This is a genomic window from Pseudomonas sp. Fl5BN2 (genome assembly GCF_009908205.1).
Classification (GTDB): Bacteria; Pseudomonadota; Gammaproteobacteria; order Pseudomonadales; family Pseudomonadaceae; genus Aquipseudomonas.
The window spans coordinates 1-26,254 of sequence record NZ_JAAARL010000028.1 but is presented as its reverse complement, the minus strand read 5'-3'; the positions used below and the strand labels follow the sequence as shown (position 1 = coordinate 26,254).

Below are 26,254 nucleotides of genomic sequence, written 5' to 3'. Positions count from 1 at the left end.
CCACCGCAAAACCATAAAATGAGAAGCATTATCATTAATGCGGATCTGACATGCACGACGACAGCATTGCCTCGCCCGTCGCCCAGCTGTATGCGAACCATCACGGCTGGCTTCGGGGCTGGTTGCATCGGCGCCTGGGGCACACCGCCGATGCCGAGGACCTGGCGCACGACACCTTTATCCGGGTGTTGCGCTCCCAGGAGGATGTGCGCGAACTGCGCCAGCCCATGGCGTTTCTCGCGACCATCGCCAATGGCTTGCTGATCAATCGCTGGCGGCGCCAGGAGATCGAGCGGGCTTACCTCGAAGCCCTGGCCGCGCGGCCGGTGGCCGAGGAGCCTTCGCCCGAAGTCCGGCATTTGATGATCGAGACCCTGTTGCAGTTGGATTCGCTGCTGGTGGGGTTGTCGATGCGGGTGCGGCAGATTTTCTTTCTGTCCCAGCTCGACGGTTTGACCTACCCGCAGATCGCCGCGCAGTTGAGCCTGAGTGTGGCCCAGGTGCAGCGGGCCATGAGCAAGGCGTTCAGTGTCTGTTATGCGAGCCGTTTTGAATGAGTAATGCTGCTGTTGACCCGCGGGTGCGTGACAGCGCCATCGACTGGCTGGTGCGGATGCAGTCCGGGCTGATGAGTGCCGCCGAGCACCAGGCCTTGCAGCAGTGGCGGCAGGCGAGCGCCGATCACGAATACGCCTGGCAACGGGTCAGCAGTTTGCCGCTGTTGCTGCAGCCCGGGGTGAGTCTGTTGTCCGACGCCACGGCGCGTCGGGCGTTGGAGTCGGCGGGGGCCGATCCGCAGCGGCGACGGCAGGTGCTCAAGTGCCTGCTCGCGTTGGGTCTGCTGGGGGGCATGTCCTGGCAAGGGGCGGATTCCACCCTGGTGCGTTCGGCCTTGGCGGGTTACCGCACCCGCATCGGTGAGCGGCGGCGCTGGGCATTGGCGGATGGCAGTGCGCTGTGGTTGAACACCGCCAGTGCGGTGCATCTGGACTGGAACCCACAGCAGCGCAGTGTGCAGTTGATCGAGGGTGAAATGGCCCTGGATGAACCGGCCGAATCCGCTTCGCTGCAGCTGCTGACGCCGGATGCGGTGTTGTATAGCCGGGGCGCCAATCTGCTGGTGCGCCAGGATCGGCATGGCACCCTGGTGACGGTGTTGCGCGGTCTGGTACAGGTGAGTGCGCGGCATCATCCGGCACCCTTGGCGCTGAAGGCTGGCTGGCAAAGCCGGGTCAACAGTCAGGGCGTCGGGGCCCCAAGCCCCATCGATGTGTTTCTGGCCCAGGCCTGGTTGCGCGGCATCCTGCCGGCGGAGCGGATGCGCCTGGATACCTTGCTGGCGGAGCTCTCGCGTTATCGCCCGGGCTTTTTGCGTTGCAGCGAGGCGGTCGCTGCGTTGCGTGTGACTGGCAGTTTCCAGTTGGACGATACCGATGCCGCGCTGGCGTTGTTGACCAATACCTTGCCGGTGCGCATCGAGCGACGCACCCGTTATTGGGTGACTGTGGTGCCTGTCTGAATATTTTTTTTCACTCGCGCGATAGTTTTTTCGAAGTGGCCGGGCCTTTAGGTATTACCCATCGAAACAGGTGGGTGTCGACCCCTAGGAGCCTTGCATGATTTTCCCCGCCCGAGTCTTGTGCCCCCGCACGTTTACGCTACTTTTGCTCAGCCTGCAGCCGCTCTGCAGTGAGCTGGTGTTTGCCGTTGGCGAGCGTCACTACAGCATCGGCGCCGGCCCACTGGACCAGGTGCTGTCGCGCTTTGGTGCCGAGGCGGGGATCAGCATGGCAGGCAGTGCGTTGCTCACGGTCGGCAAGCGCAGCCAGGGCCTGCAGGGGGATTTCAATACTGACGCGGGCCTGACCCAGCTGTTGGTGGGCACCGGCTTGAGCTATCAGCGCCAGGCTGACGGTGGTTACGCCTTGCGGCTGCGCCAGGAGGCGGTGTCGCTGCCGACCCAGAAGGTCAGGGGCGAAAATCCCGATCAGGAGGAGGTCTACCGGGCACCGCGCTCGTCGGTGTATATCTCCGGCGAGGACCTGCAGCGCTTTGGCGCGATCTCGGTCGGCGACGTGCTCAAAGGCCAGCCCGGGGTCCAGGTTGGCGACAGCCGCAATGGCGGCGGCCTGGATGTGAATGTCCGCGGCATCCAGGGCCAGAGCCGGGTGGCGGTGACGGTGGACGGCTCGCAACAGGCGCTGGATGTCTATCGCGGTTATGCCGGGACCCAGCAACGCAGCTACATCGACCCGGACATGATCAGCGATATCGCCATCGACAAGGGCCCGAGCCTGACCTCCAGCGCCATCGGTGGCACGGTGAAGATGCGCACGATCGGCGTCGGCGACATCTTGCAGGACGGCAAGAATATCGGCCTGCGCTTGAAGGGCGACCTGTGGAACAACGGCGTCGCGCCAGCCTCGCGTGATCCTCATTCCAGAACCGAGGACCTGTATTCGGAACCGCACCAGAGCCGTGGCGGCCTGTTCGGTTCGGACGCGGAGTCCGGCAGTGTCGCGTTCGCCTATTCCCATGACTTGTTCGACGTGGTGGCGGCTTATGCCAAGCGCAACCAGGGCAACTATTTTGCCGGTAAGAAGGGCCAGGACCGCTACCGTACCTTTGACCGCTACGACCGCGAAGAAACCACTGTCGCCACCACCTATAACGCCGGTGAGGAGGTGCTGAACTCCTCGTCGCGGACCGAATCGCTGCTGCTCAAGACCACGCTGCGCCCGGCGGACGGCCACACTTTCGACCTGGGCTATCGCCGCTACGACGGGCGCATCGGCGAGATCATGCCGTCGGATATTTTCCGCTTCGGCACCGGGGGCATCTATCAGTACCCGCTGGGCCACACCAAGATCGATACCTACACCGCGCGCTACAACTACCTGCCTGAGGCTAACCCGCTGGTAGACCTGACAGCCGACCTGTGGATGACCGATGCGCAAACCAGCCAGTTGAGCGCCTGGTCGGCACCGGCCTCCCAGGCCTACCGCACGGACCGTTCGTGGAACCGCCAGGCCAACCGCCGTACAGGGGGCGGCCTGGCCAATACCTCGCGGTTCGAGACCGACTACGGCGATTTGAAGCTGGACCTGGGTAGCTCGTTCCAGCTGGAGGAACTGCGTCCGCAAAAAGGCGTGGTCACCACCCAGGACGATATCAACGCCAACCGCAGCTTGCGCGAAGGTTCGCGGCAAGAGTTCAGCTTCAACGGCAAGCTGGAATACAAGCCGGTGGATAGCCTGACGCTGTGGGGCGGCGGTCGTTACACCCACTTTCACAGCAAGGATCACGTCGCCAATGCAACGGCGCGGCGAGAGGAGCGCGAGTTGCGCTTCCTGAGTGTCTCGAACGGCGACAGATCCGGCAACATGCTGTGGTTCCCGGACTCGAGCGGGCAGTACACCGACGCCACGGACCCGCGGTTGAACAACGGCATTGTCTTCAAGAACACCAACTACCCTTTCGAGGGTGTTCGCTACAACGACTTTGGCGCGGTTGATTCGACGGTCTATCCATCCGAGGTGAGCAGGGTGGTCACCGGGTTTGACTATTCGGGCAAGGAGAGCAACAGCGGGAGCGCCTTTGCCCCGGCCTTCGGGATCAATTACGAGGTGCTGCCAGACACCTTCGTCTATGCGTCCTACACCCAGGGCTTTCGCATGCCGTCGTTGTTCGAAACCGGCTACGGTGTGCAGCAGACCACGCCGGGCAAGGGCTTGAAACCCGAGCGCTCGAGCAACTGGGAAGTCGGCGCCAGCACCCTGCAAAAGGGCCTGCTGTTCGATGACGACTCGGCGGCGATCAAGGTGGCCTACTTCGACAACACCATCAAGAACTACATCACCCGCTACTACGACCCGAGCCCGGGCCTGTGGGGCCTGATGCGCTTCAGCAATACCGACAGCTACCAGACCCGCGGCCTGGAGCTGCAGTCGCACTACGATGCGGGGCGGATGTTTGCCGACTTCTCGTCCACCTACTACCTGAAGACCGAGACCTGCGATGCGGCTTTCGCGGCAACACTGCGGGCCAGCAGCAATCAGTATCGAGATTTGAGCAATACGCCGGACTGCACGCCGGGCAGCTTCATGGGTTCCTACACCAACACCCAGAACCCACCGCGCCTGGCGGCGAACCTGACCACCGGCCTGCGCTTCTTTGACCAGAGCCTGACTGTCGGTACTCGCGTCACCTACACCTCGGGCCCGACCGTGACCGCCGACGAGAACTGGCAGACCGGCGCCACCACGCCGCAATTGAACTACCGCCAGGTCGCGCTGTTCGATCTGTTCCTCAACTACAAGTTGCAGGAACAGGCCAGCCTCAACGTATCGCTGCAGAACCTCACTGATCGCTATTACCTGGACCCGCTGGCACAGAGCTTCATGCCGGCACCCGGGCGCACGCTGCGGGTGGGGATGCAGGCGAAGTTCTGAGGCGCTTGCCCGCGTTAACGGCCTGCGTCTGGCGCTGGCCGTTTGCTCGATGGCGCTGCTGATCAAGGGCCGCGAATGATGCACAAGGGCGCTGTCCGAGCACCGCTGCCGAAACGAACTTCAGTTACCCTGTGCACCCGTGAACGACGTTTGAGGTGCTGATGATGACCCGCTTGGCGGTGGTGGAAATTGACTTGAGTGAGGTGGCGAGCGCCAGCGAACTTCATCGCGCCTTGAAGGATGCGCTTGGCTTTCCCGGCTGGTACGGCGGCAATTGGGACGCTTTCTGGGACGCGATCACCGGGCTGGTGCCAATGCCCATACAGCTGAGGATTTCAGGCTGGGATGCGTTATCCAGAAGTTTACCGGCGGATGCGAAGCTCCTGCAAAAATGCCTCGCACGGATGAAGAGCGAGTATCCAGAGTCCGCAGCGGATGTGCTGTTTCACTAGAGGCTTTTCAAGCCAGCACTCGACCGATTCCGGGTAAAAGCAGCGCCTCGTTGAGGAATATTTCCAGTCGAGCCAACTGCGAAATCCAAAGGGCAATTCAAGACATTCACCCTGGCTCATCAGAACCGCATTGCACATTCTGCAGCATCAGCTTGTATGCGTAAGGCCAGGCCCGATTCGAATTGAATCACCAGGTGATGGTCCGCGGGGAAGATATCCGTGAGGTAGAACTCTTCGGTTGCGGCGTCGGGATGTACAACGCCAATCGCGTGAACACAACGGCCATCCTCGTCGATGGCGTCTGGCTCCCTCCCTGCGGCTGAAAAATAGCTCACCCCCTTGAAGGTGATGATTATTTGTTCTGCTTCTTCGTCAGGCACCCAAGCGTCGGGCCATCGAACGAAGCTCAGCACGAGTGAGCGATCTACGATGTCGTATTTGATGGCGCTGGCTTCGTAGAAATTATGCAGATCGTAGGCGCGGCCCTGTACCTCGACCTCGATGTGCCCGAATGCGAAGTCATGAAATTGCATGGGTTGGCGCTGCTCTCTTGGTGGAATGCGGTTAAACGCCTGGTGGTGTGGCAACGCCTGATACTGGCCGAAAGGGCGCCGTCGCCAATGGCGATTCGACGCGGACAGTCCCGGCCAGCGTGCGAGTTCGAAACATGCGTGCCATGAGTTGCTAGAGTCAGCTCCGTTGACCGGCTTTGCCGCTGGCAACGACCGGCACCCCGGGCAGGCCGATGATCTTGATCAACTGGCGTAGCGCTTCGAGACGGCGCGAGTATGCCTGCTCATTGCCGTAGATGAGTTCGACATGCAGGCTGTCGATCAACGCCATGTAGGCCTCTGTCAGCAGTTCGACACGCGGTGTATCGATGTCCGGATAGGCGACTGCAAGAGACGCCTGGAAATGCTCACGAATGACCGTCAGGTAGTTCTCAAAACCAGACTTCACGCCTGGTTCGATCAGCGGTGGCGGATAAAATCCCGCACGGAACAAGAAGCGCAAGGCACTGCTGCTGCCGTATCGATCTTGCAGGTTGTCGACATAGCGCTCGCCAGGTACCGGGTCGTTTGCGGCTGCCGAGAACTGCGCGGTTACGTAGTCCCGTTCATTGTGCAGCGCGAGACCCAGCACCGCCATGTAGAGCTCGTCCTTGCTAGCGAAGTGGGCATAGAGCGAGGGCTTCTTGATCCCTGCGCTAACGGCAATGTCGTTCAGCGATGCCGCGTCGTAGCCGCGATCGGCAAAATGCGTCAAGGCAAACTGAACAACGCGTTCAGCCGCTGGAGTGAGGGTAACCGAGGTCATGGCATGCTCTTGTCAATGGCCAGAAAGAGTGAATGTAGCGTCGCTGCTCTTGGGCAGGCTGATCCGGGTCAGCAGACAAACCACTAGAGCGCTGAGCGTCAACAGGGCTGTCCAGGCGATGGGACCGTGCTCCACCACCAAGGCTGAAATGGGGGTAGCGCTAGAGGATACAGACAATTGGATGGCACCGAGCAAGGCCGCTGTCGAGCCTAGCGCACGTTCCTGGGACGACATCACCAGCGACATCAAGGTCGACTCGGCAATTCCCAAGCCGAACAATGCCAATGCCATCCCCGCAGCAACTCCAGCCAACCCCACCTGGGTCATGGTCGCCAACAACGTCACCAACGCGCCTAGAGCCATGCAGCCGACACCTATCAGGCTCAGGCGGTTGAGGCCCAGGGTGCTGATCAGCCTGCCCGCCAGGATGGCACCCAACAGAATGGCGAAACCGGTCACCCCGAACAGCATTCCGAACCTCTGCGGGGACAAACCGTAAACCTCCTGGTAGACGAGTGTGGCGCCTCCAATGTACGCGAAGAGAAAGAAAAACACGGCGGCAACCGCCAGCGCAGGCAACAGAAAACCCCGGTCTTGGCCGATGCTCAGGTAGGTTCGGCACGCTGCTGTCAGGCGCAGTGGTTCGCGCTTATGCGCTGCCAGCGTCTCCGGCAGGTTCAACCAGCTGTTGCCCAGCACTGCAACGCCAAGCAGAGCCAGGGTAAGCATCACTGCGCGCCAGCCAAAGTGCGTATCGATGACGCCGCCCAGGGCTGGAGCGAGGATTGGCGCAACCCCTTCAATGGTCATTAACAAGGCAAACAGTTGGGTCGCCATCACGCCTCGGCTGACATCGCGAACCATGCTCATGATGACAACCAGCGTCATCGCACTGCCTAGCCCTTGCAAGAAGCGAAAGCCAATCAGTGCCTGGAGCGTGGGCGCCCAGGCCGAGCCCAAGGAGCATAGGATAAATAGAACCAGGCCGGCCAGCAGCGGCCGCCGCCGCCCGTAGGCATCCACGAACGGGCCAAACAACAACTGCCCGGCACCCATGGCCAACAGAAAGAACGTCAGGGTGAGCTGGACACTGGCAAAGCTGACGTCATAGTCCCGAGCGATTTCGGGAAGGCTGGACAGATACATGTCCACCGCGGAAGGCCCAAGAGCGCCGATGACTCCCAAGCCAACCGCCAGTTTGAGTGGTACACGATCCGCTGAAATGCTGTTCATTCATATTTCTCGTTGCTATTACTACCTACCGGTCGGTAGGTTTGCGGATAATGATAAATATCACCCCTTTATGGGTCAACTCGGATTTTGCTTGGGCAGTCATTCTGGTGTGAGCCGCAGGCATCGGCACAGGCGTCAGCCCGACTCATCGTGCAGGCCAGACCGGCGCATCACTGAGATCCCGGATCTCGCCCGCCAAGTAGCGCGTCAACGCTACCCAGTGTTCAAGGCGGTTATCCATGGTGTTGGTGGTTGCTGGTCTGTTGGGCAGCGGTGCGGCTGTCCACCGGTTCGGTGCTCGCGATGGCGAGTTGCACCTGGATCAGGCCCATGCCGTGGATTTCTCTACCCGCGATGCCATCAGCGGATCTCTAGGATCGGATCTCTCGACCATCACCTTCGGGATTCGAAATCCGGATACCGCTGAAAGGGTCTATCCGCTGGCGGAGGTTGGGGCGCTGGAAAAGCACTAACGGCGTCAGATCGAACCCTGGTTGACGCGCGCCGTGAGCTGCTCGGCGCTCTCTTTGCGCTCCGAGTAACGGTCCACCAGAAAGTCCTGGCGGTGGCGCAGCAGCAGAGTGAACTTCACCAGCTCCTCCATCACATCGACGACCCGGTCGTAGTACGCCGAGGGTTTCATCCGACCGGATTCGTCGAACTCCAGGTAGGCCTTGGGCACCGAAGACTGATTGGGGATGGTGAACATGCGCATCCAGCGGCCCAGGACCCGAAGCTGATTGACCACGTTGAAGGACTGCGAGCCGCCACAGACTTGCATCACCGCCAGGGTCTTGCCCTGAGTGGGGCGCACGGCACCCAGCTCCAGGGGAATCCAGTCGATCTGGGCCTTGAACACGGCCGACATCGCGCCATGTCTTTCTGGCGAACACCAGACCTGGCCCTCCGACCACAGCACCAGCTCGCGCAGTTCCTGCACCTTGGGATGGGTTACAGGGACAGCGTCCGGCAGCGGTAATTCACCCGGGTTGAAGAGGCGCGTCTCGGCACCCAAGTGCTCCAGCAGGCGAGCGGCTTCTTCCACCAGCAGGCGGCTGAACGAGCGTTCGCGGGTCGAGCCGTACAGCAGCAGGATGCGCGGTTTGTGCTCACCGGGGTGGGGCGTGGCCTGGCTGCTTTCGAGCAGGCTGAGATCAAGGTTGGGCAGGTGTTCTGACATGTTTCCTCCAACTTAGAGCGAGCCGATTCGATCCAGCTCGTGTTTGAGTTCAGTGCGGCTCAGGGTGGCAAAAGGCAGGTCGAGGAAGGCTTGGCAGCGTCGCTCGATGCGCGCCAGGGTGGCTCGGAAAGCGGCCTCGATCGCCGCTTCGTCACCAATCACCTCGGAGGGATCTTCCAGGCCCCAATGGGCTTTCAGCGCCGGGCCGAAATACACCGGGCAGGTTTCGCCCGCGGCCTTGTCACAGACCGTAATCACGATCTCTGGAGGGTGGTCCGCGAAGGCCTCGTTGCCTTTGCTGTACAAACCCTCGATGGCAATGCCGGCCTGCTGCAGCGTGGCAAGGCTGCGCGGCAGTACCTGCCCCTTGGGAAAGCTCCCGGCACTCAGCGCCTTGAATCCGCTCGGTGCCAGGTGGTTGAACATGGCTTGCGCCAGGATGCTGCGGCAGCTATTGGCCGTGCACATGAACAGGACTCGCATGGATTGCTCCTGCCGCTGGAAGCGGACATCAAAGGCTCAGGCGCAGCGCCAGGGCCGTCAGGGTGATCAACAGCACCGGAAGGGTCAGCACGATGCCGACCTTGAAGTAGTAACCCCAGCTGATGCGCAGGCCTTTGCGCTCCAGCACGTGCAGCCAGAGGAGGGTGGCGAGGCTGCCGATGGGGGTGATCTTCGGGCCGAGGTCGCAGCCGATGATGTTGGCGTAGATCATTGCCTCGCGGACCAGCCCATCGGCGCCGCTGGCTTGGATGGACAGTGCACCGATCAGCACGCTGGGCATGTTGTTCATCACCGATGACAGCAGCGCCGACAACAGGCCGGTGCCAATCGTGGCGCTCCACAGGCCCTGTGCGGCCAAGCGGTCGAGCAGGTGAGTGAGTTGATCGGTCAGCCCGGCGTTCTTCAGGCCGTACACCACCAGGTACATGCCCAGGGAGAAGACCACGACCTGCCAAGGCGCGCCCCTCAGCACGCGTCGGGTAGAGATTTTGTGACCCTTCGCCGCGACCGCGAACAGCACTGCTGCGCATACCGCTGCTACAGCGCTGATGGGAATGCCCAGTGGCTCCAGGGCGAACAGGCCAACCAGCAATGCCAGCAGGGTCCAGCCGCCAACGACAAAGGTGGCGCGGTCGCGAATCGCCTCTTCAGGCCGCCTCAGCACATCGCTGGCATAGCGTTGCGGCAGGTCTTTGCGGAAATACAGGAACAGCACCAGCAAAGTGGCCGCGACGCTTGCCAGGTTCACCGGCAGCATCACCGAAGCGTATTCGCTGAAGCCCAGCCCGAAGTAGTCGGCGGAGACGATGTTCACCAGGTTCGACACCACCAGCGGCAGGCTGGCGGTGTCGGCGATAAAACCGGCGGCCATCACGAAGGCCAGGGTTGCCGCCGGGGAGAAACGCAGCGCCAGCAGCATGGACATGACGATGGGCGTCAGGATCAGCGCCGCGCCGTCATTGGCAAACAGCGCGGAGACCGCCGCGCCCAGCAGCACGCAGAACACGAACAAGCGGTAGCCGTTGCCATTGGCCCAGCGCGCCACATGCAGCGCTGCCCATTCGAAGAGGCCCGCTTCATCCAGTAACAGACTGATAATGATGATGGCGATAAAGGTCGCGGTCGCGTTCCAGACGATGGCCCATACCGTGGGGATGTCCTGCAACGACACCGCGCCCACCGCCAGGGCGATGACCGCGCCGATCGTCGCGCTCCAGCCTACGCCGAGGCCCTTGGGTTGCCAGATCACCAGCACCAGGGTGAAGACGAAGACTGCTGCAGCTATCAGCATTGAAGGCTCACTCGTTTGGGGATTCAGCAGCAGGCAGCAGCGCGGACAGGGCGCCCGTGCATGTTCTGCAGGCGGGCAGCATTTTTCTCCAGCCAGGCGACGTTGGCCTGCAATGTCACTTGGAGGATCTCGTTGACCCAGGCCGGCAGCTCTGGATTGAGGCGGTAATAGACCCATTGTCCCTGACGGCGATCCAGCAGCAAGCCACTGCTGCGCAGTTGGGCGAGGTGGCGACTGATCTTCGGCTGGCTGTCGTCGAGGGCGCACATCAGCTCACAGACACACAGCTCTCCTTGGTGGGCGATCAGCAGAGTGGCACGGGTGCGCGTCTCGTCAGCCAGGCTTTTGAAGACCTCGGGAGGGGTGATCATCGGCAATGCCCTTTATATTCGGATAATCGGATATACGGATTTCCATATGTTATGGCAAGCGATTATTTGTCGAGGGTTGGCGCCTGGTGTAAACAACGGTTCATGAGAGGGGCTATCGACCCGCTTCAGTCATTCAGAACCGGCTAATTGGCAAAGGCCTGGACTGCCCACGTTTTTTTAGATGCAGTGGGGGCCCGCAAGGAGTCGACTCCCGCCTGTGGCCCTCATGCAAGCTGATCGGATGCGGACAAAGAGACGTTCGCATAAGGCCTGAGGAATCATATCCAGCGACTGTAAAGCTCAGCCGAGCGCTCAACTTTCGTCACTAGGGACATGACTTTCTATCCGTGCGGAATACAGCGCACATCATTCAAGGCTGTACAGGCTGCCAAAGCCGCCTCCCGCCATTGACCTGCTGTCAGCGCCACCAGGCATCGGTAGACCCTGTCCCCATCCGGCTGCCAAGACCTGCACGTCACGCACGGGATCGGACGCCTTAACCCTCTCATTGCGGATGCGACAGGTTTCAGGATCTGTGGCGAATAACCCGCGTGCGAAAACCCGGCCCTGCTCCGCCAGTCTCGCGGTTTTGGGGGCGCGAACTTTCGCAAACACCTGGAAGATTTCTTCCAAGCCTCCACTGGCACCATCAAGGCACCGAGCCAAATGCCACGCATCCTCCAGCGCCTGGCAAGCTCCCTGTCCCGACGTCGGCAACGGCGCGTGTGCGGCATCCCCGACCAGCAGTACATTCGCCCGACTCCATGTATGCAGCGGCTCTAGGTCATGCACCGCAATAAGCCGGATGGCATTCTCGGGCGTGGCATTGATGATGCGTGAGACCGGCTCAGGCCATTTCGCGAAAAGATTCTCGACCTCCTTGCGCATATCTGCGGTGGGCGTGGCCTCATTTAAGGGCCGTGCCTGCGCCGCGGCCCAATACACCAGTTCGGGTCGAACCGCCACGCAACCAAAGCGCTCGCCCGCTCCCCAGAAGTCCTGGATCGAAATATCGTCCACCAGCGGATGCGGCCCCTGCGCCACGCCGATCCAGTTCACAAAGCCTTGATAGATTGGTGTGTTGTCACCCGCGACAAATTTGCGCGCCACTGACTCCATGCGGCCGTCGGCGCCAATGAGCAGATCCGGGCAGATGCTCGCGCCATTTTCGAAATGGGCCACGGCTCTGCCATGAGCATTCAGCTCAATGCCCACCGCCCGGCGCCCGAACTCCACCGCAATCCCTGCTCGGGCCGCATGGTCCAGCAGCACCTCCTGCAAGTGCCTGCGCAGCACCGTGTAGGTTGGGTATCCCATCGTCCGGTCCAGCAAACCAATATCGAGGCCCCCCAGTGCATTTCCCGCAGCATCCTGACGACGCATTGTCAGCGGTCGACCGCCAATGGCCTCAATGTCTTGCAGCAGTCCCAGTTCGTCCAGCACAAAGCTGGCATTAGGCCAGAGCGTCACACCGGCTCCCATGGTTGCCGGTACCGCACGACGCTCATAGACCCGTGGGTTGTAACCCTGCTTGCGTAATGCCAGTGCCACGCTCAGGCCCGCAATGCCGCCGCCCAGTATTCCAATTTCCACGCTGAAGCTCTCCTTAGGCAAAAGCGCATCTTAAATTTCGCCACTACAGAGAATTAGCATGCAAAAATGGGACAGATTCATACCTCAAGCGGGATAATTAATGCGCGATACACTCGATCTGAATACTGTTCGTGTCTATGTGGCAGTGGTTGATGAGCAAAGCTTTGCTGGCGCATCACGTCTATTGGCCATGCCTTCCTCCAACGTCAGCCGCCACGTTGCAGCACTGGAGCGAAGACTCGGCGTACGCCTGCTGGAGCGAAGCACCCGTCACCTGCGGATGACGGAAGCCGGTCGACTGCTCTACGAACGAGCAAAGCCCTTGCTCGACACCCTGCTCTCCACGCAGGAAGAGCTTGGTGTGGTACAGCGCGAACTGCGTGGTCCTCTGAAGATGTGCATGCCTGGAGAGGCACCAAGGCTGCTGGCTCCCATCCTCGCCGAATTCTGTAGCCTCCATCCCGGAATCGAGCTCGAATGCGACACCCGGATGACCGGGCTAGAGGTACTTCGAGAGGACGTCGATCTTTCTATCGTCTTCCACCGGGGCCATCAGGAGGACAGCGCTTTCATCACCCGCGAACTCGCCACACTGCCCAGCATCGTGGTTGCCGCCCCCTCCTTGCTGGCCAGGACCGGTGTACCACGCCATGTGCGCGAACTTAAATCTCTGCCCTGCATCACCACCCTCAGTGCGCTGAAGGGCCAGCCCTGGCAGTTTGAGGACGCCGCGGGCCAAATCGTCAAGGTGCCGGTCCGCAGCCGCTACCGCGTCAACAGCGGAGAACTGGCCGTGGCAGGCGCACGGCAAGGCATCGGCTTCGCGATTGTGGCGGCCTACCCCTGCCAGGAAGACCTTGCTACAGGCCGATTGCAGGAGGTACCACTGGACCTGCGCCCCGCGCCACTGCAATTGCTAGGGGCATACAGCCATCGCCATTCTGTGACTGCGCGTGTCCGGGCGCTGCTGGAATTGATACAAGTGCGGTTGGCTGGATCAGTTAACCATCCCATGGGTCCTAGACCTTGTGGGTCGGTCTAGGATCGAAATGGGGCACCAGGCTCAAAATGGAGCCCTCGGGAGCGCATGCAGTCGGGATGACTTTCTCAATGTCGGCTCTTGGCCGGTAGCTGCCTATCACGAGGGGCAGCTATCGGCCAGAAGCGGTTGTTCAACATGGTTGGCCAACAGCCCTTTCACGTGAGACGTTTTTCTGAATATCGAATTGTGAGCGCAATACTAAATACGCTGACGCATGATAAGCTCTTACGACGTCAAACAGATAAACAGTAAAAGCTCGAACAGCATGCTGATATTTTTTAAAGAGGAAGCCCAAGGCTTGAAGGTTGCACCTCGCTGGCCATCCTCTAAAGTAATAATTGGAAAATATATTTCTTAATTTTCTTACTGTTATTAAATACGCCAAAGGAGCACTCGAGCAGTGCGGCTCCAGCATTCACCACAACCAAGCAGAGAGCATGCAAATCCATTGTGATTTTAATGGATAAGCTGGAAGTTCTTCTATTCTGCAGGAAACTGCTCTGCCAGTCATAACTCAAGGACAAGTAGTGAATATTGAAGTCAAAATTGCACCAAAGAACTCGCAAGGAATTTTGACCACTATGCTGGTCGATTACTTACAGGAGCTGGGCGTAGAGACAGAGTATCCGTACCTTCCACTTTACTGGGAGGAGCCTGAGAGGCACCCCTACTTCATTCTTGCGAATGACAAGGTTGCTGGATTTGCTCTTGTGAGAACATTGAGTGATGCGCCATTGTTTGAGATGGCCGAATTTTTTGTAGCGAAATCGTATCGTGGCGACTCAATCGGAAGAGAGGCGGTGCGTACACTCTTTAAATTACACGCAGGAGCCTGGCGAGTTTCAACCATGATTGACAACGTGAGCGGACTAAAATTTTGGCGGGCAGTCGTACCAGCGGATACCCCTGTTAGTCGCATCGAAGAGCCGGGTGAAGCCCCTTATGTGCTGTTGTTATTCAACACCGCCAAGCGCTAGATTGTCTCGCTGCATCCCAATCAGCCACAGTTGATTTATCAGCATCATTGAGTGGGCCCAATAGCAGCAGAACCTTTTGCAAAGCTTGGTAGTAAAATGAAAGGACCGTGCCTTCAAAATGGCCCCAGCGGCATCGAGCGTCAGCACAAAAAAACTGCGCGACTCGGCACACTAGAGCCAGATGATAACCATCCAGAAACGGACGTCACACAACACTAAAAACTCTCAAACTAACGTAGGCGAGCCATTGCAAGTGCATCGACAAAGACACCGTCACGAACAGCATATTTTCGCAATGTCCCTTCAACTTCAAACCCAAATTTTTGGTACAGGGATTTAGCAGCATTATTGTCCGAGTAGACCGTTAGCTCTACTCGGTGAAGATTCATCCAGTTATCAGCTATCTCCAAAGCGGTACCCATCAATTGGGTCCCTACACCTTTACCGTGCCAAGCTAGCGCGACACCCATATAGATTGAGCCGACATGGCTTTGTCGTATTCGTGAATACTGGTCTAACCCAATATTACCGATGACTTTGCCTTGGTGGACTGCCACTAATTGTACCCGACGCTCATCGCAGCCAGATAGACGGCTTCGCCATATATCATTTGGTTGATAAGGCATCTGAAGTACTTGACGGCATACCGTTGGCTCGTTGTAGAGCGCTGTCACACCTTCGACGTGCACCTCTGTAAATCGCTCAATAACTATTTCTTCGAACGAGGTGGTCACTTTGCATCATCCTCTAGAGGGAATATGGCAAAGCAGTGTAGTAAATTAAGATGATAAATGGCTAGCGTTGCTGCCAACGGCATCAACGTGAATCACCCAGAGTTTTCTAGATACATCCCACTGACTGCTTTTGGCCGAGAGCTGCCGAACGTGAACGGCAGTAAGTGGCAGATTCTCGCCTGTCAGAATCGATCTCAATTGGCCAGCTCCTGCAGCTCATGGTCTTGAAAGGTACTGGTCAAGCTCGAGTACAAGCACCCAGATAAGTTGAGTACGATCAGCTCGCCAACTAAAGCGCAACCTCGCCTGAAACCTCAATAGAAAAACTCGTTGCGTGCTGAAGTTCTTCTCTGGTGCTCTGCTGAGCAGTGAGCTGTAGCAATCCCTTATGTCAGCGCCAGATACTGATTGTTCAACGGTAATTGGCTGAACAGTAAACCAGGATCTTTGAGCAAGTAACCATGTAGTCGCCTGGACTTACGTGGTCCTGTCACTTCACAGGTCCAGATGTTCAAACCGTTGAGCTGTTTACGATGTAGCTGTAACTGCTCAAAGCGCTTTTGCACCCACTGCCAGTCTGAAATCTTATCTTGTTTGGCCAAGTGAGCTGTTTGGGGATGTTCCTGCGCGTAGCGCTGAAACACGCCTGGACTTACCAGGTAGGCAGTGTCGACGACGGTATGCACCAGGGCTTTTGTGTCGTTGATGATGAGTTTGTGGGATGCGATATGTTGGCTCAGCCAGTTGAGGAAGTGTTCGCCGGAAGGAGGGGCGTTGTGCTTCGGGGATGCTGGCGAGTCGTCCAGCGGGAGGTGTCTTTGAGGCGCTAGATCTTTACTGTCTAGATCAGGAACATCTGACGGATAGTCGATGGGACCAAGAAACTCTGGCAGGTCATTGATTCTGTAAGGAAGGTCGATCGGTGGCTGATTATCGACTGGGAGTCGTTCGTCAATTGCGTTTGCCGGGAGAGTAGAGGCAGTGGTCTCTTCCTCTACAACTTTGATCGTTCCGGCATAAGGATCGGGACGTTCATCTTTCTCCCAGGTCAGTGCTGGAGCCAGTCGCAGTAACGTCAGGGTATGTCACCAATCACCATGGGTGACAGTTGCTTTCCAGATGGCTTTGTTGTCTTGAGTGGCCTGGAGAATGCCGTGGTCCTGCAATACGTTGAACACATCGGTGTTGCTGGTAGGAATACCCTCGATACCCTGGCCCAACAGGTGTGCACGTAGCTTGTCCGAGACCGTCTTGCTCACCAGCCACAATGAGTCCGCTGTCAGCCAGCCATCTGACGCTTTGGCTTGGTTCAGCTTCAGTTCTTCCTTGATCAGATAGCGCAGGCCCTCGAGCAGTTTGCGCTGCCGCGCGTTGCGTGGAGCTGCCAGTGCTTTACCTGGATCACCTCGCCGCGAGCAGCTCTGGTTCGGAGGGGATCTCACTGGCGTGTACAGGCTGAGCCATCAGTATTGCCATGACGACGAACACTGGTAGTGCCTGGTTCAAGAGCAGCGATTGTTTGCTGATCAACTTCATTGCGTCGTGCTCGTTTGGCGTGAACGGCACCATGGTGAAAGGACGCGAGGTTTCTCACTGCAATGAATGGATAGCGGGGTATCACCGCATTGAAGTGACTAGTGAGTGGGAAGGCATATTGGCACGGGTTTGAAGTGTCAGAGGGGGAGTTTGATAGATGGGTTCTTCTCAATGTTCAGTCCCTACGCAAGATGAAAGTAAAAGTTTCATTGAATAGGGTGGTGACTTGACGCTCTCTAAGTCTTAACATGGCAAAGTTGAATTTAGAATTAACCCTTTGAGGAAAATGCAGAATGTCCCGTCTAGCCGAGTTTCGTAAACTGGAGCAGCAGCTCGCCACCCAACTCGCAGAGCTCGAGTCGATGAAAAGCGATTCCGGTTTGAAGAAAGAGATGGAGTTTGAAAGCAAGCTGCGTGCGTTACTGGGTGAGTACGGCTTCAGCTTGCAGAATATTATTAATATTCTGGATCCAGAGGCTGGTAGCCGTGTCTCGACGTCAAAAGGTGCACCAGTAAAAGCAGCTCGTAAGGCGCGGGATGTGAAGATTTACAAGAACCCTAATTCGGGCGAGCTGATCGAAACCAAAGGTGGTAATCACCGTCAGTTGAAAGAGTGGAAAACTGAATTTGGTGCAGATGTTGTTGAGTCTTGGCGCACCCAGTAAGGGATGCTCCGATCAATTCAGAAAACGAGCCCGCGTCCTCATGATGAGGTACGGGCTCTTGACTGAGCAAGCCTGTAATCAGAAACGCATACCCTGGAACGGATTCCAGCTTTGTTCACCTTTCACTTCTTTCAGGTAGTACGAGTAGTTGGTCATGAGCGCATAAGTCATGGAGACAGCGATGTTCAGACCTGTGGTCAACGGTTTGGGAAACTCCATACCCAAGATCGCAAAAATCACACTCAACACGACATTGATCGTAAGTATGATGCCCAGCATTGCAAGATTTTTCTTCCAGAGCCCCAAGACGAACAGGTAAATAGGGCCGAAGAAAAATGCAATCACGTTGGCGTTAATGAGCATTTTCTTCTTGAAGCCAGGCAGCGTCTTAATGGCTACCTTGTATCGTGGGTCGCTTGGCGAGCCATAAGTGTCAAAGAAGTTAAAGCGCTCCTGCCATTTGGCGCTGTATTTTCCAGTGCTTTGTACTTGTTCGTTTGTGCTCATTTCCGCGATTCCTGATATTCCATAATGTGATACTTTTTCTTCCGTTGTTTTCTGTGCTGCTTTTTTCTTGTTTTTAGCGTGCTGATTATATTGGTTTTTTGAGAGGGGAGATCAAGTGGATTTCCTGAGGCGTTTGCTCTGCCCGATTTATCGCGGACTCCACGACACTTGGACACCCGGCCCAAGGGCATTGGGCATTCGTTTCACGTTCACCTGGATCGCATCGCCAAAGGTCAGGTCGCCATTACGGCTTCAAGGTCGTGGTGGACACCTACAGGTATTTCTTAAAGCTCCCAGCCATGATGTTTACCGCAAGCCCCAGCATGATCGCGCCGGGCAGCAGAATCGGTAGCGGGTTCACGCTGATCGGCAAGGCGAGGTACACAACCCACGGGAGCACGGCCAGGAGCAGCACCGACGCCTTGGCGCGGTGGTAGACAAACCCCGACTCGCGCCCGGCACCAACGCGTCGAATGTCTCGCCGCACCAGTCCATCCACCAGGTCGACAAAGGCACTGAGCAGGGCGAGCACCAGGATGAGTACGCGCGCCATCACCACCAGTATGATGAAGGCCGCGGCGATCAAATATTTCTCCAGCCAGATGTAGGCCTGGCTGACGAAGTATCGAAAGTCCTTGGCACCATTGGCTGCCGCTGCGGCCTTTGCTGATTTCTCATGTATCCAGTCGGCCAAATGGCTTTTCACGAAGATCCATTCATAGGCCTGTTGGACCAGTTGAGGCGCCGTCTGCCCGGGTTCCTGCACCACGGCGCTGCGTGTGAAGTGCTCGGAAAGCTGTGCCAACTCAAAGCTCAGCATGTTGGACGCATGCTGCCAGCCTTGCTCGGGCCAGAAAAAATGCATGCCCAGGCATTCGATTGTGATGCTCAGAAGTAATGAGCCACACAGGACACCGAACAGATGAAATTCACCGATCAATTTGCCGCCGCATTCCCAGCCGGCAATCCACTGCCGGCACTGTTGCGACAAGCCCTTGAGTTGATGGAAGAGCATGGCTGCGTCCGCAGTCGTCGTGATGGCGTGCGCTACATGACTGTGCACCCCGAACCTGAGCATAGCGATATCGCTACCACCGCTTTCTATGTGCCGAAGCCCGCCACTAGCGCCTACTGGACCGCAAGTGATGACCCCGAGGTGAACCAGCGGCTGTCCATATTCCTCAGAACCGGCGGCGACGGCTCGTGGGCCGGGCTGTGGCTGGACGACAACGGACAGCAGCGAGTGGTCCACCTGGGCTCGGGGTCCGGGTCGGTGATGCTCTGTGTGCTGACCGATAGCGTGCAAGACCTGTTGCGCCTGCTGGCAATCGGTTACGACGAGCTCTGCTGGCGGGAGCAGTTCGAGCGGACCCCTGAGGAGGTTCGGGAGGATGAATACGACGATGACGACCACCCGCCAGCACCCCAGCTGTTGCGCAACCACGTCGAACGGACGCTTGGACTAAGCATTCCGGCTCGGGCAGCGGAGATCGTGGTCAGTACCGAAAGCATGGATGCATTGCAGTCGAGCGATCCGTTCTGGAATTGGCTCAAGCAGGTTAGGGGAGAGTGATCCGCCTCCGCCAAGGCGAATAACGGCTAACCCATCAATCAAGCAGACGCCTGGCAGCGCCGGTTATTTCCAGCGTCATGCGCCAGGAGTGCACCACAGGGATCTGCTCCACGGGTTCAAGCTGATATCATCCCTGCACTCACAAACCGAGCGAAAAACATGAACCGTCGCAAGAAAATAAAGCAGTTACTCAAGGCCCACGCGAAGAAGGCCAGTGCCAAGTTGGCGCCGCAAAGCAAGAATAAATACATCAGCAAGGCTGACCGATTGAAGCTGGCGGCTGAAGCCGGTCCCGATTCGACCATCACTCCAGAGAGCTGATCTCAGCTTCTTGAGCATCCGCGAACTTGCCTATCTGCTCAGGACAGGCATTGCGTTGGCATTCACTGCCATCCCGACCTCGGCGTTTCAATCCTGTGCTTGCTCGACCAGCCAATCGATCAGCGCCTGGAGTCTCTTGGGCATCGTTGCATGAGCAGGGTGAACCAGGTAGTAGCCATAGTTGACCGCTTCTCTGAACCCTCCGAACGGCAGTACCAGCTCGCCATCCTGAATCCGCTTGCGAACCAGTTGTTCTCGGCCAATGGCCACGCCGGCATGGTTGATTGCTGCCAGCGTACTCAGGTCGGATCGGTCGAACGTCATGAAGCGGCTCGGCAGTTCGCTGCTGTCGCCCACTGCATCCAGCCATAGACGCCATTCCGCATCGAAGGAAATGTTGTCCCACGCTGCAACGTCATGCAGCACCGTGCACTGTGATAGGTGCTCTGGGTGCCCGATCAAGCCATGTTCCTCGGCATATTCCGGGCTGCACACTGGCGCGATTCTCTCCGGCATGAGCCGCAGGCTTTCCAGGCCGGGGTGCTCGCCATTCGAATAGCACAGCACCAGGTCGATGCGGCGGGTGCGATAGTCGATCGGTTCATTGCCGACCCGCACATCCAGCTGGATCCCGGGATAACGGGCGGTGAAGTCGGCAAGCCTTGGCACCAGCCAGCATTGCGCTACCGAAGGCCTGGCGTAGAAGCACAGCTGTCCTTCGATCTGAGCGTTCGAGCGCTCTTGCACCGCGTCCGACAGGGTGTCCATGGTGTGCTGCATGACCTTGAAGATCCGCTCGCCGTCATCGGTCAGTTCGACTTTCCTGGGTAACCGATGGAACAGCTTGAGCGATAGCTCTTCCTCCAGGCGAGCGATGCGATGACTCACCGCGCTGGCAGTCAGGCAGAGTTCATTTGCAGCGCGGGCAAAACTCAGATGGCGGGCGGCGACCAGAAAAGTATGCAGGTTGGACAGGTGGGCGCCGTTGAGTTTTGGCGCTTTGGTCAGACCCGGTGCTGGCATTGCTGTGACCTCTTCTAGTCAACCGCCGTTCGCGCGGTAGGTGCGGGTTAGCGCGAAGGATGTTGCAGCGCACGCCCCTTATCAAGGTAGGTGGCGAATTCCGCGGCGGGTACCATGCTGCCGCCGGTGCCCCAGATCAAGTGGGTTGCATTCGCCAGCCGGGCTGCAGAGAGGCCCATGCGCTGCAGATACTCGGTGTTGCGCAGTACCCGCACGATTCCAGGTGCTCCGGCCAGCGCAGAAGGTTCCAGCTGCACATTTTCCAGTTCGTAGGCCAGGAACATCAGGCGATAAAGCTCTTCATCGGTGACCGTATAGTAACCATCGATCAGCCGTTGCATGGCCTTGCCGACGAAGCCGGAAGGCCGGCCCACCGCCAGGCCGTCCGCGGCGGTGAGGTTGTCGATGCCGAAATCCTGGACACTCACCTGGTCATGCAGGCCGGTGTGGACGCCAAGCAGCATGCAGGGGGAATGGGTGGGCTCGGCAAAAACACAGTGCACCGCATCGCCAAAGGCCAGCTTCAAACCAAACGCGACGCCTCCAGGGCCGCCACCCACCCCGCAAGGCAGGTAGACGAAGAGCGGATGCTCGGCGTCGACCTTCACGCCGGCCAATTCGAATTGGCGGCTCAGGCGTTCGGCAGCAACCGCGTAGCCGAGAAACAGGTGCGGCGAGTTCTCATCGTCGATGAAGTAGCAGGCCGGGTCGTTTTCGGCTTGCAGGCGGCCATTTTCCACCGCGACGCTGTAGTCCGATTCGTACTCGACCACTGTCACGCCGTTGGCCCGCAGCTTGTCCTTCTTCCATTGCCGGGCATCCGCTGACATGTGCACCGTGGCCTGGAACCCCAGCTTGGCGCTCATGATGCCAATGGACAGGCCCAGGTTGCCGGTGGAGCCGACGGCGATCTTGTAGTGACTGAAGAACTCCAGGGCGCTGTCGCTGGCCAGCACTGCGTAGTTGTCGTTCAGGGTGATCAAGCCTGCTTGCAGGGCCAGGTCTTCAGCGTGCTTGAGCACCTCATGGATGCCGCCCCGGGCCTTGATGGAGCCGGAGATGGGCAACTCGCTGTCTTTCTTCAACCAGAGTGAACCGAGCTCAGGCATGCCGGCTTCACTCAGAAGCCGCTCTTGAAGCATCTTCAGTGGCGCGATGCCCGACTCGATGATTCCACCTGTCTCAGCGGTTTGTGGAAACACTTTGGCGATGTAGGGGGCGAAGCGGCGCAGGCGCTCGCTGGCCGCCTTGACGTCATCCGCATTCAGCCCGACATCACTCAAGGCGATGGCGGTCGGGGCAATGGCCGGATTGAACCAGCTGACTTCCTGCAGTGACACCAGCTCCTTGATGAGCGGATGGCTGGCATACCAGGCGTCTAGGGTTTTGCCTTGAATCATGTGAACTACCTATCGTTATGTCGGGGGTGAAGCAGCCAGGGCTGCGTCACAGAAATTTGGACAGTATCAGGGTAAAGATCAGTGCCGAAACAGAAGCAAGGACCGTAGCACCGGTAAACTTCTTGATGGCCTCAGACAGGGAAATACCCAGGTATTCCTTGACCACCCAGAACGCCGAGTCCGTGACATGGGTCCAGCCGATAGCGCCGGCACCGATGGCGATGACCAGGATCTCTGGGCTGTATTCAGGGTGTTGTCCGAGGATTGGCAGCACCATGCCGGCGGCGCTGATCATGGCCACCGTGGCCGAACCCACGGCGAAATGCATCAGCCCGGCGATCAACCACGCCAGGATGATCGGATTGATCTGCGATTGCCCCAGCACCTCGGCCAGGACCTTGCCGATGCCACTGCCGATCAGCATGTCGTTGAACGCACCACCGGCACCGATGATCAGCAGAATGCCTGCCAATGGCGGAAAGCAGCGGTGGGTCAGGCTGAGCAGGTCGCTCATGGCCAGCCCGCGGCGCAGCCCGAGCGACCAGTAGGCGAAGCAGATCGACAGCACCAGGGCAATCAGCGGGTTGCCGATAAAGGACACCCACTCCAGCGCCATCGAGCCCTTGGCCAGTAACGGTGCCGTCAGGGTCTTGCCTACCATCAGTGCCAACGGCAACAGCACGGTGACCATCGCGATCGCGAAGCTGGGCGGGTTGCTTTCATCGATGACCGCTTCGCTGCGCTCGGCCAGGAACTGCGCCTGGCTGGGCGAAGCCTGTCGGGTGCAGGTCAATTTCACCCAGATCGGCCCGGCAATCACCGCGGTTGGCAAACCGACGATGAGCCCGTACAGGATCACCTTGCCGATGTCGGCATTGAGCATGCCGGTGATCGCCGTCGCGGCAGGGTGTGGCGGGAGAATGCAGTGGACCACCATCAGCGAGGTTGCCAAAGGCACGCCAAGGTAAAGCAGGTTGATCCTGGTCTGGCGTGCGACGACGTAGATCAACGGAATCAGCAGGACAAAACCCACCTCGAAGAACACCGGAATGCCGGCAATGAAGCCGACCAGCATCATTGCCCAGGAGGCATTTTTCTCCCCCAGCAACTGCAGGAGCGTGGTCGCGATGCGTTTGGCGCCACCGGACTCTTCGAGCAGCTTGCCGAGGATGCTGCCTAAACCGATGATGCCGGCGAGGAAGCCCAGCGTACTGCCCATGCCCTTCTCAAACGCCGAGACGATGGCCGTCGGCGGCATGCCGGTGCCGATACCCACGATCAGGCTGGCGGCGATGAGGGACAGGAAGGGGTGCACACGAAATTTGCCGATCAGGACCACGATCAGCAGGATGGATGTTCCAAGGATCAGTAGCGAAAACGTAGGGGTCATTGTCAGATCTGCTCCATCGCAGCTCACATCCTTGCGAGTTATTGTTGTTTGTTTGCGATGGATTTAATTTCAGCGCTCTAGCGGGCACAAACGATGAATCATCACGCCTTGGATGAACCCTGGTCATCTATGTTTTTATACCTTTGCGCTCACTATCGGCGGCGCTCGAACGGACTCTCGGCAGATTCGTCATGCAGAGGCAGACGCGTGGCGGCAATCATCAGTCTGATCCGCCCGGCACGGAGCAATGGGCATGCAGCGGAGGCCTGCCGCAAGGGCGTTTTCACCGGCCAGCCGACGTCGCAGGCGCATTGCCTAGCGCTCGGGTGGAGGCCCGCTCAATTCAATACAACTCAAGGGAGAAGGCTGTGAACTTACGGATCGAGATAGAAGAAACGCCTCAAGAGGCCGATTACCAAGCCATTCTGGCACCGTTGAGTGAGTACAACCGGGAACACGCTGGACAGGTGCGAAGCGAAAAAATAGCGATCCTGATCAAGGATGAAATGGGTGGCACTCAGGGAGGTCTATACGCCAAGGTTTCCGGCCAGTGGTTGTTCGTTGAGTTGCTGGTGGTGCCTGAAGTCGCCCGAGGGCAGGGAGTGGGCTCGAAGTTGATGAGCATGGCGCAAACGCTGGCTCGCAAGAAGGGCTGCCAAGGTATGTGGCTGGACACTTTCTCCTTCCAGGCGCCGGACTTTTACCTGAGGCTTGGCTTTAGCATATTCGGCGAACTCAAGGATTACCCCAGCGCCGGACACAGCCGGTTTTTCATGCAAAAGCGCTTTGATGTCTAGGCCATAACAAGCCGGTTGCCAGGCTGCCCTGATCCTCCCGCTCAAAACGCTGGCGCGAGCCGGGCGTGTGGCCGTGCTCAACCCGGACCACGCTCCCGACCCAAGCCTTGCAACCCTACCTAGGCGTGTACATCAACGCCTATCTGGGCTTGCAGCCAATCCTGATAGACCGCTGTGCTGTCAGTCGACAGGCCACCATTCCTGGCACTGATGGCCTTGCCGTCCAGGCGGCCGATGTCGAGCAGATATTGCAGGCCCTTGAGCACATGGGTGGCGTCGTTCTGGTTAAGCGAGGCGACATCGGGCAGTTCGACAGCGTTGCTTTTATCGTCGAATTTCGCCCAGGTCGGATTGGCTCTGTAGGTGGCTGTCAGCTGTGCTGTCGAGCGTTCCGACTGGCGGAAACTCTCGTCGAGCTGGGCCTGGATTTTCGGCGTCGCGTTGAGGACTTCGATCCTGCCGGCGGTGACCGTGCCGTTCTCCAAAGACCTTACGAGCGCATCAACGGCCGGCAGTCGGGGTGGGGTGCTTCCGATCATGTTTTTACTCCCTGGTTGGTGAGCGGGGAGCACAGCAAAAGTCAGGCCATGGGTTGCTGGTCTTGTCCGGCAAGGCCTCCTCGACGTTGCCGGGGCAGGGCCGTGGCATGCGCTTGCCAGGGCTGGCAAGGCATTGCCACCCGTACCAGGGCAATCATCGCCTGCTGATCAGCGGTGTTTGAGACGATTCAATGCGCGCGCAGCCTGGAGGAGTAGGCGCTGATCAGTGACTTGAGTTTCGCCAGAGGCGCGCCACCAGACAGCTCCTGTTGCAAGTGTCGCCACAGGCTGGTTGGCGCCATTGAGTCGGCCTGCAATGGCTTGCCCCTGGTTATCTGCTGGTACATCCGGGCTCTGCGATGGTTCTCGGAGTAGCCGCCCATGGCGGCAACCGTGCCACTTTGAATATGGTCCAGATACGTAAATATCTTCCGTGGCGAGATCAAGCCGATCTTGTAGTTCAGTGCGCTCATGCGGTCTTGCAGTTCATACCCCGGGTTGCGCGAATCCATTTGAAAGTGCAGGCCATATTGTTTGATCAGGCGAGCGTTCCATAAGGTGCAAAAGCTCTTCAAGTGCGTTTCTTTATAGGGTTTCGGCTCCCTGGCGTTGGCCCCCAGGGCGCGCAAGCCACGGCGGGTGTAGTGCTTGCCGAAGCGCGAAATCCTGCGCCACACCGAGCGCAGTATTCCCCGGTCCAGTTGCTCCAGGCAGCCGACCGCTGCAACTTCAGGCTGAGCACCACACTGCTTGAGCATCAGTGAGAAAATCGTCGGGTCGTAGATGAAGGTGTCGCTGTGCAGCAAAAACAGGTACTCGGTTTCCACCCGTTCCAGTGCGAGGTCAAGCGCCCGGCCATGGGCCACGTTGCCGGCTTCGGGAGCGCTGGGTTTGCGTTCAATCAGGTTGATCCAGTTCAGGCTGCGCAGGTAGTCGCAGCTGGCATCCCTGGAGTCGTTGTCGACCACGAACACCGGAACGCCCTGGCCTTGCAACGCCTGGTGCAGCAGTTGCAGGCAGGTTTTAGTCAGTTCAAGGGATTTGTAGTTAACCAATACGATGCTGAAGTTCGCTTGAGTGGTCAGTGTGCTGGTCATGGTCGGGTCGATCTCGAGTCATCAATGGGTTGATTGGCAGGCAGGGTTGCGCCAAGGACAGGCTTCTCGATGTTTCAAGTGCAGGGCATTTGAATCTTCAGTAGTCGATGCCCGTGGTGCAGGTAACGCCTGTGCTTGATGGGCAGGCATACGCTGCCGATTGCTGCTGATTCTGGAGGGGGCAACCTTTCAGTCTGTTCCCCGCCAGTTAAATTTTTTGACAGGTGCGGAGCCGGCCCACAGGGTCGAGCCTTTGTGGGC

The 26,254-nt window shown here is 58.5% G+C and carries 27 protein-coding genes and 1 pseudogene; 11 read left to right on the top strand and 17 right to left on the bottom strand.

Annotation, left to right across the window (positions count from 1 at the left end; genetic code table 11):
- Positions 1–50: 50 nt before the first annotated feature.
- From GV819_RS28740 to GV819_RS28725, 4 genes are all read left to right on the top strand, one after another.
- Positions 51–557 carry a sigma-70 family RNA polymerase sigma factor gene (locus GV819_RS28740; protein ID WP_161759409.1) on the top strand — a complete coding sequence of 169 codons (507 nt, stop codon included), beginning with the start codon at positions 51–53 and terminating at the stop codon, positions 555–557.
- Positions 554–1,519: a FecR domain-containing protein gene (locus GV819_RS28735; RefSeq protein WP_161759408.1), complete on the top strand. Its 966-nt coding sequence runs from the start codon at positions 554–556 to the stop codon at positions 1,517–1,519. The genes GV819_RS28740 and GV819_RS28735 overlap by 4 nt, the downstream gene beginning before the upstream one ends.
- 97 nt (positions 1,520–1,616) lie before the next feature.
- The gene (locus tag GV819_RS28730) at positions 1,617–4,451 is read left to right on the top strand and encodes a TonB-dependent receptor (RefSeq protein ID WP_161759407.1); all 2,835 of its coding nucleotides are present in this window, start codon (positions 1,617–1,619) and stop codon (positions 4,449–4,451) included.
- A gap of 164 nt (positions 4,452–4,615) precedes the next feature.
- Complete coding sequence (locus GV819_RS28725) at positions 4,616–4,903, top strand: barstar family protein (RefSeq protein WP_161759458.1); 288 nt, start codon at positions 4,616–4,618, stop codon at positions 4,901–4,903.
- Positions 4,904–5,022: 119 nt separating this feature from the next.
- Here the strand turns inward: GV819_RS28725 and GV819_RS28720 are convergent, their stop codons facing one another.
- The 3 genes from GV819_RS28720 to GV819_RS28710 all read right to left on the bottom strand — a co-directional run bounded on the left by GV819_RS28720 (position 5,023) and on the right by GV819_RS28710 (position 7,453).
- Positions 5,023–5,436 (bottom strand): hypothetical protein, encoded by a 414-nt coding sequence (locus GV819_RS28720; protein WP_161759406.1) that lies wholly within the window; start codon positions 5,434–5,436, stop codon positions 5,023–5,025.
- A 157-nt stretch (positions 5,437–5,593) separates the two neighbouring features.
- Positions 5,594–6,220: a TetR/AcrR family transcriptional regulator gene (locus tag GV819_RS28715; protein WP_161759405.1), complete on the bottom strand. Its 627-nt coding sequence runs from the start codon at positions 6,218–6,220 to the stop codon at positions 5,594–5,596.
- 12 nt (positions 6,221–6,232) lie between these two features.
- A complete protein-coding gene (locus GV819_RS28710; protein WP_161759404.1) occupies positions 6,233–7,453 on the bottom strand; it encodes a multidrug effflux MFS transporter in 1,221 nt (406 codons plus the stop codon).
- Positions 7,454–7,692: 239 nt separating this feature from the next.
- On the opposite strand from GV819_RS28710, the gene GV819_RS28705 reads away from it, so the two are divergent.
- The gene (locus GV819_RS28705) at positions 7,693–7,926 is read left to right on the top strand and encodes a hypothetical protein (RefSeq protein ID WP_161759403.1); all 234 of its coding nucleotides are present in this window, start codon (positions 7,693–7,695) and stop codon (positions 7,924–7,926) included.
- Positions 7,927–7,931: 5 nt separating this feature from the next.
- On the opposite strand, the gene arsH is transcribed toward GV819_RS28705, so the two are convergent.
- The 5 genes from arsH to GV819_RS28680 all read right to left on the bottom strand — a co-directional run bounded on the left by arsH (position 7,932) and on the right by GV819_RS28680 (position 12,392).
- Positions 7,932–8,633 (bottom strand): arsenical resistance protein ArsH, encoded by a 702-nt coding sequence (arsH, locus tag GV819_RS28700; RefSeq protein WP_161759402.1) that lies wholly within the window; start codon positions 8,631–8,633, stop codon positions 7,932–7,934.
- A gap of 12 nt (positions 8,634–8,645) precedes the next feature.
- Positions 8,646–9,116, bottom strand: coding sequence for an arsenate reductase ArsC (locus tag GV819_RS28695; RefSeq protein ID WP_161759401.1), 471 nt, complete (start codon positions 9,114–9,116; stop codon positions 8,646–8,648).
- A gap of 28 nt (positions 9,117–9,144) precedes the next feature.
- Positions 9,145–10,428, bottom strand: coding sequence for an arsenic transporter (locus GV819_RS28690; protein WP_161759400.1), 1,284 nt, complete (start codon positions 10,426–10,428; stop codon positions 9,145–9,147).
- A 23-nt stretch (positions 10,429–10,451) separates the two neighbouring features.
- Positions 10,452–10,799, bottom strand: a complete 348-nt coding sequence (locus GV819_RS28685; RefSeq protein WP_161759399.1) for a metalloregulator ArsR/SmtB family transcription factor — start codon at positions 10,797–10,799, stop codon at positions 10,452–10,454.
- Between the two features lie 366 nt (positions 10,800–11,165).
- Positions 11,166–12,392, bottom strand: coding sequence for an FAD-dependent monooxygenase (locus GV819_RS28680; protein ID WP_161759398.1), 1,227 nt, complete (start codon positions 12,390–12,392; stop codon positions 11,166–11,168).
- A 100-nt stretch (positions 12,393–12,492) separates the two neighbouring features.
- Here GV819_RS28680 and GV819_RS28675 point away from each other — a divergent pair, with 100 nt between their 5' ends.
- On the top strand, positions 12,493–13,434 hold the full coding sequence (locus tag GV819_RS28675) for a LysR family transcriptional regulator (RefSeq protein WP_161759397.1): 942 nt from the start codon (positions 12,493–12,495) through the stop codon (positions 13,432–13,434).
- A gap of 527 nt (positions 13,435–13,961) precedes the next feature.
- Complete coding sequence (locus GV819_RS28670; protein ID WP_161759396.1) at positions 13,962–14,411, top strand: GNAT family N-acetyltransferase; 450 nt, start codon at positions 13,962–13,964, stop codon at positions 14,409–14,411.
- A 230-nt stretch (positions 14,412–14,641) separates the two neighbouring features.
- Here GV819_RS28670 and GV819_RS28665 read toward each other — a convergent pair whose 3' ends face one another.
- Positions 14,642–15,145 carry a GNAT family N-acetyltransferase gene (locus tag GV819_RS28665; protein ID WP_161759395.1) on the bottom strand — a complete coding sequence of 168 codons (504 nt, stop codon included), beginning with the start codon at positions 15,143–15,145 and terminating at the stop codon, positions 14,642–14,644.
- Positions 15,146–15,531: 386 nt separating this feature from the next.
- A pseudogene (locus tag GV819_RS28660) lies at positions 15,532–16,551 on the bottom strand (helicase/relaxase domain-containing protein); the annotation flags it as partial.
- A 423-nt stretch (positions 16,552–16,974) separates the two neighbouring features.
- On the opposite strand from GV819_RS28660, the gene GV819_RS28655 reads away from it, so the two are divergent.
- Positions 16,975–17,346 (top strand): histone-like nucleoid-structuring protein, MvaT/MvaU family, encoded by a 372-nt coding sequence (locus tag GV819_RS28655; protein WP_161759394.1) that lies wholly within the window; start codon positions 16,975–16,977, stop codon positions 17,344–17,346.
- Positions 17,347–17,424: 78 nt separating this feature from the next.
- Here the strand turns inward: GV819_RS28655 and GV819_RS28650 are convergent, their stop codons facing one another.
- Positions 17,425–17,853, bottom strand: a complete 429-nt coding sequence (locus tag GV819_RS28650) for a DUF2628 domain-containing protein (protein ID WP_161759393.1) — start codon at positions 17,851–17,853, stop codon at positions 17,425–17,427.
- Positions 17,854–18,124: 271 nt separating this feature from the next.
- The gene (locus GV819_RS28645; protein WP_161759457.1) at positions 18,125–18,868 is read right to left on the bottom strand and encodes a TIGR03747 family integrating conjugative element membrane protein; all 744 of its coding nucleotides are present in this window, start codon (positions 18,866–18,868) and stop codon (positions 18,125–18,127) included.
- On the opposite strand from GV819_RS28645, the gene GV819_RS28640 reads away from it, so the two are divergent.
- Both GV819_RS28640 and GV819_RS28635 read left to right on the top strand, forming a co-directional pair.
- Positions 18,776–19,426 carry a hypothetical protein gene (locus tag GV819_RS28640; RefSeq protein WP_178126120.1) on the top strand — a complete coding sequence of 217 codons (651 nt, stop codon included), beginning with the start codon at positions 18,776–18,778 and terminating at the stop codon, positions 19,424–19,426. The two genes, GV819_RS28645 and GV819_RS28640, sit on opposite strands and share 93 nt — an antisense overlap.
- Positions 19,427–19,585: 159 nt before the next feature.
- Positions 19,586–19,747, top strand: coding sequence for a DUF2986 domain-containing protein (locus GV819_RS28635; RefSeq protein WP_161759391.1), 162 nt, complete (start codon positions 19,586–19,588; stop codon positions 19,745–19,747).
- A gap of 87 nt (positions 19,748–19,834) precedes the next feature.
- On the opposite strand, the gene dsdC is transcribed toward GV819_RS28635, so the two are convergent.
- From dsdC to GV819_RS28620, 3 genes are read right to left on the bottom strand one after another with little or no spacing between them, the layout of a single operon-like run.
- The gene (gene dsdC / locus GV819_RS28630; RefSeq protein ID WP_161759390.1) at positions 19,835–20,770 is read right to left on the bottom strand and encodes a DNA-binding transcriptional regulator DsdC; all 936 of its coding nucleotides are present in this window, start codon (positions 20,768–20,770) and stop codon (positions 19,835–19,837) included.
- A gap of 47 nt (positions 20,771–20,817) precedes the next feature.
- A complete protein-coding gene (locus GV819_RS28625) occupies positions 20,818–22,170 on the bottom strand; it encodes a D-serine ammonia-lyase (RefSeq protein ID WP_161759389.1) in 1,353 nt (450 codons plus the stop codon).
- A 46-nt stretch (positions 22,171–22,216) separates the two neighbouring features.
- Positions 22,217–23,560, bottom strand: coding sequence for a gluconate:H+ symporter (locus GV819_RS28620; protein WP_161759388.1), 1,344 nt, complete (start codon positions 23,558–23,560; stop codon positions 22,217–22,219).
- A 368-nt stretch (positions 23,561–23,928) separates the two neighbouring features.
- Between GV819_RS28620 and GV819_RS28615 the strand changes: the two genes are divergently transcribed.
- Complete coding sequence (locus GV819_RS28615) at positions 23,929–24,357, top strand: GNAT family N-acetyltransferase (protein ID WP_161759387.1); 429 nt, start codon at positions 23,929–23,931, stop codon at positions 24,355–24,357.
- Between the two features lie 119 nt (positions 24,358–24,476).
- Here GV819_RS28615 and GV819_RS28610 read toward each other — a convergent pair whose 3' ends face one another.
- Positions 24,477–24,896 carry a hypothetical protein gene (locus GV819_RS28610; protein ID WP_256667644.1) on the bottom strand — a complete coding sequence of 140 codons (420 nt, stop codon included), beginning with the start codon at positions 24,894–24,896 and terminating at the stop codon, positions 24,477–24,479.
- A gap of 188 nt (positions 24,897–25,084) precedes the next feature.
- On the bottom strand, positions 25,085–25,993 hold the full coding sequence (locus GV819_RS28605; RefSeq protein ID WP_161759386.1) for a glycosyltransferase: 909 nt from the start codon (positions 25,991–25,993) through the stop codon (positions 25,085–25,087).
- Between the last annotated feature and the right edge of the window lie 261 nt (positions 25,994–26,254).